Annotated in this window: 5 protein-coding genes; all 5 read left to right on the top strand. The window is 70.0% G+C overall.

Annotated features, from left to right (window positions below; genetic code table 11):
• On the top strand, positions 1–874 hold an 874-nt coding region (locus A9W96_RS10580; protein WP_067139553.1), incomplete at its 5' end, for a phytoene/squalene synthase family protein.
• On the top strand, positions 871–1,194 hold the full coding sequence (locus A9W96_RS10575) for a lycopene cyclase domain-containing protein (protein WP_066862191.1): 324 nt from the start codon (positions 871–873) through the stop codon (positions 1,192–1,194). The genes A9W96_RS10580 and A9W96_RS10575, both read left to right, overlap by 4 nt.
• On the top strand, positions 1,191–1,502 hold the full coding sequence (locus tag A9W96_RS10570) for a lycopene cyclase domain-containing protein (protein ID WP_067139551.1): 312 nt from the start codon (positions 1,191–1,193) through the stop codon (positions 1,500–1,502). Before A9W96_RS10575 ends, A9W96_RS10570 begins: the two co-directional genes overlap by 4 nt.
• Positions 1,489–2,214, top strand: coding sequence for a class I SAM-dependent methyltransferase (locus tag A9W96_RS10565; protein WP_067019070.1), 726 nt, complete (start codon positions 1,489–1,491; stop codon positions 2,212–2,214). Before A9W96_RS10570 ends, A9W96_RS10565 begins: the two co-directional genes overlap by 14 nt.
• Positions 2,211–3,129: FAD-dependent oxidoreductase (locus tag A9W96_RS10560; protein ID WP_156765195.1), on the top strand; the 919-nt coding region annotated here is incomplete at its 3' end. The genes A9W96_RS10565 and A9W96_RS10560, both read left to right, overlap by 4 nt.

Genomic DNA, 3,129 nt, shown 5'->3' with positions numbered 1-3,129 from the left:
CGCCGCGCATGGCCGCACCTTCTTTCTCGCGACCCGGTTGCTCGCGCCCGACCAGCGGCCACCCGTTCATGCGCTGTACGGTTTCGCCCGGTACGCCGACGACATCCTCGACGATCTCGACCCGGCGGTCGGCGCCGACGTCCGCGGTCGCCGGCTGGCGCAGCTGTCGCAGCGATTCTTCTCCGGCGATGCGCACCGCGACGATCCGCTGGTCGCCGCCGTGACCGACACCGTGCGGCGCTACCGGATCAGCGCGGAGCTGTTCGAGGACTTCTTGGCGTCGATGCGGATGGACCTCACGGTCACCGACTATCCGGACCGCAAGGCCCTCAACCGCTACATGCGCGGCTCGGCGGAAGCCATTGGGCTGCAAGTGCTTCCGATACTGGGCACGGTGACGCCCGTGCAGGAGGCGGCGCCGTACGCCGCGGCGCTGGGCCGCGCGTTCCAGCTCACCAATTTCCTGCGTGACGTCGACGAGGACCTGCAGCGCGGCCGGGTCTACCTGCCGGCCGACGAACTCGCCGCCGACGGCGTCGACCGGGAGTTGTTGACGTGGTGTCACACCCACCGCCGCACCGATCCGCGGGTGCGCCGTGCTCTGGTTGCCCAACACGAAATCGCCAGGCAGACTTATCGATTCGCCGCCGACGGGATCGCCACGCTCGCCCGCCGCTCGCGACCGTGCGTGGCGACCGCGGCGGCGCTGTACTCGGAGATCCTGGACTGCATCGAAAGAAGCGACTTCGCGGTGTTCGATCACCGGGCCACCGTCGGCACGACGCGACGGCTTCGGGTCGCCGGTGCGGGACTGATACGGTCGTGGCGGGCGCGCAACGGCGCGCGGGGCGTTCGTCAATCGGGGGCCGCATGAGCGATCGGTGGCAATACCTGGCGGTGCTGGCCGCATGCCTGGTGATCACCGCGCCGCTGGAGATCTTCGGCCCCGGCGTCTACCGCCAGTGGCGAAGGGCCCTCAAGGCGATCGTGCCGGTGGCCGCGGTGTTCTTGATCTGGGATGAGATCGCCGTCGCCGCGCACGTGTGGACTTACGACCGCGCCTATCTGTGTGGCCTGGGCATCCCGGTCCGGGTGCCGATCGAAGAGGTGCTGTTCTTCCTCGTCATTCCGGTCTGCGCGTTGCTGACCTACAACGCCGTGACCACCATCCTGGACAAGGTGCACCGCCGATGACCGGCCTGGGCTACACGCTGCCGGCCGCGCTGGCGGTATTGCTGGTCTGCGCACTGGAATTGGCGTTGCTGCGCACCGGGCTCTTCCGGCGTGCGGCGTACTGGCTGTCGATGCTGATCGTGCTGGGATTCCAGATCCCGGTGGACGGCTGGCTGACGAAACTCAGCTCCCCCGTCGTCAGCTACGACGATCGGCAGCTGAGCGGCCTGCGCTTCCCATTCGACATCCCGGTCGAAGACTTTCTGTTCGGCTTCGCGTTGGTCACCGCGGTGCTGCTGCTGTGGGAGCGGCAACGTGCGCGTCGGTGATGCTGGTCCCGCGCCCGCCGACCTGGCGGCCGCGTTCGACGCGGGCGCGCCGGCTTACGACCGGCTGGTCGGGGCCAGCCCCGGTTACCACGCGCAGCTGACCTTGTCGGCGCGCCGAATGCGAATCCCGAACCGCGGCAACGGGTTACGGTTGCTCGATGCCGGCTGCGGCACGGGCGCCTCGACGGCCGCGCTGCTCGCCGTCGCACCGGAGGCCGACATTGTCGCCGTCGACGCCTCGCGCGGAATGCTCGACGCGGCGCGCGCCAAACAGTGGCCCGCCTCGGTGCGCTTCGTGCACACGCCGGTCGAAGAGCTGGCCGAGCACGGGATCACCGGACCGTTCGACGGCATCCTGGCCGCCTATCTGATCCGCAACGTCGCCGACCGGGACGCACAGCTGCGCAGGTTCCGCGAGCTGTTGCGTCCGGGCGGCACCCTGGCGGTGCACGAATACTCGGTGCGCGACTCCCCCGCCGCGACCCGCATCTGGCACGCCGTGTGCTGGGCCATCATCATTCCCGCCGGGTGGTGGCGCACCCGGGACGCCGGGCTGTATCGCTACCTGTGGCGCAGCGTATTGGATTTCGACGGCGCCGCGCGGTTCGAGACCCGCCTCGCCGACGCCGGCTTCACCGCCGTGCACAGCGAGACGATGCCCGGTTGGGAGACCAACATCGTGCACACCTTCCTGGCGGACGCGCCGCGATGACCGCCGACCCGCGGCGCCGAACCTTCGCCGCACCAACGGGATTGCCGGACGCCGGTGCGCTGCCCGAGCGCCCCCGGGTGGCCGTCGTCGGCGGCGGAATCGCCGGCCTGAGCGCCGCCACCGGGCTGGCCGAGCGCGGCGTCGTCGTCGAGGTCATCGAAAGCGAGCGCTACCTGGGCGGCCGGGTGGGGGGCTGGACCGAGCGCGACGGCGGCGCCGAGCTCGCGATGAACCGCGGCTTCCACGCGTTCTTCCGGCAGTACTACAACCTGCGCGCCCTGCTGAGCCGGATCGACCCGCAACTGCGGATGCTCACTCCCGTCGCGGATTACCCGCTGATCGACGGCGCCGGACGGCGCGACACCTTCCGCGGGCTGCCGCGCACCCCGCCGTGGAACGCCGTGGTCTTCGCCGCGCGCAGTCCGACGTTCCGGCTGCGAGACTTCACCCGCATCGACGCCCGCGCGGCCGCACCGCTGGCCGCCGTATCGGTGCCCGGCACCTACCAGCGCCTGGACCACACCGACGCCGCGACGTTTCTCTCCGACATCCGATTCCCCGAGGCCGCAAGGCATCTGGCGTTCGAGGTGTTCTCCCGCAGCTTCTTCGCCGATCCCTCCCAGCTCTCCGCGGCCGAGCTGGCGACCATGTTTCACATCTACTTCCTCGGATCGTCCGAGGGCCTGATCTTCGACGTGCCGTCGGCGAACTACGACAGCGCCCTGTGGGAGCCGTTGCGCGGCTACCTCGAGGGTCGCGGCGCGCGGTTCCGGCTCGCCACCAAGGTGCTGCGCATCGAGACCGCACCGGCGAAGTCTTTTCGGGTGCACACTGATTCCGATGACCACTGCGAGGTCGACGCCGTCGTATTGGCCACCGACGTCGCGGGTTTACAGCGGATCGTCGCGGCGTCCC

Origin of the sequence: Mycobacterium sp. 1245852.3 (assembly GCF_001669335.1) — a bacterium.
Classification (GTDB): domain Bacteria; phylum Actinomycetota; class Actinomycetes; order Mycobacteriales; family Mycobacteriaceae; genus Mycobacterium; species Mycobacterium europaeum_A.
The sequence above is the reverse complement of the archived record's forward strand: the minus strand, read 5'-3'. Positions and strand labels throughout refer to the sequence as shown.